The 1,088-nt window shown below is 62.1% G+C and carries 2 protein-coding genes; one reads left to right on the plus strand and one right to left on the minus strand.

Annotated elements, in window-relative coordinates; all coding sequences use genetic code 11:
• Positions 1-603: EfeM/EfeO family lipoprotein (locus ACJH7A_RS30620; protein WP_406803332.1), on the minus strand; the 603-nt coding region annotated here is incomplete at its 3' end.
• 253 nt (positions 604-856) lie between these two features.
• Here ACJH7A_RS30620 and ACJH7A_RS30625 point away from each other — a divergent pair.
• Positions 857-1,088 (plus strand): hypothetical protein (locus ACJH7A_RS30625; RefSeq protein ID WP_406803333.1); only part of this gene is annotated, 232 nt, incomplete at its 3' end.

Below are 1,088 nucleotides of genomic sequence, written 5' to 3' on the forward strand. Positions count from 1 at the left end.
GTCGAGCTTGCCGTCCACCGTGTTGAGCGCGGCGGAGAAGATCGTGTGATAGGCGAAGTCGATGCCGGCGATGTTGTTGCGCATGTCGTCCAGCGAGGTGCCGCTGATGCGCGACTCGCCGCCATCGGCCTTGCTCTCGCCGACTTCGTAGGCGAGCCGCACTGTGCCGTCCAGCAGGCCCTGCGGCGTCAGCTTGATGTCCTTGAGCTTGCCGTGAAGATCATTCAAATGCTCGACGAGGCCCGTCGCATCGGTCGCAACGTCGGTGCTGGCAGCACCGAACAGCTTGGCCTCGATGGCGTGAAACCCGCTGTCCGCGTTCGGCCAGGCGTCGATCTGTGCATCGAGCTCGGGCACGAAGCCCGCGGTGAACACCTCCGAGCGCTCCCAGCCGGCGCGCGCCGACAACCAGGCTTTCCTTGCACCGGGCACATCCGCAGCCGCGGCGCGTTCACGCAGCGCACGCGCGCCCGCCAGCGCGCTGCCGACGCCCTCGATCAGATACGGCCGATAACGCTCGGCACCGTCCTCGAGAGTGCCTGCACGCGCGGCACGCACGCCTGCCGACGCTGCCAGCAAAACCAGGCACGCCGCCACTCGCATCTTGTACATAGTCAACCCACTCGTCTGCCGCGAAGGGCTCGCGGCACATAGCGGAGCGAACTATTGTCGGTATCCTATGCGGATTTGTGACAGCGCAGACTTTTTGTCGCATCTTTTCTGTTTCGTCATCGCCGATGACGTTCACAATCCCGCAAGCGGATCACGCGGCTGCTGATCAATTGAAAATGGACTGTTCAACCCACGCAAGTTGTTGCAACACAATGTGTTCACGCGTCACACTTGTCCCGTCACCATGCAGATCGATCACGAAGCGCTTTATTTCATTGCATCCTACGGCACGCTTTGCGTGCTCTGCTGCGGCGTCGCGCTGATCGATCTTCGCCACGGCATCATTCCCGACTGGCTCAATCTTGCGATCGCAGCACTCGGGCTTGCGAACGTCGTCGTCACTGAAAGTGCAACAGCCGCCTTCACTGCGATGGCGATCGCCACCCTCGTCGGCATCGTGTTCTGGCTGTTGCAGC

It is taken from the genome of Mycobacterium sp. SMC-17 (assembly GCF_045310915.1).
Lineage (GTDB): Bacteria > Actinomycetota > Actinomycetes > Mycobacteriales > Mycobacteriaceae > Mycobacterium.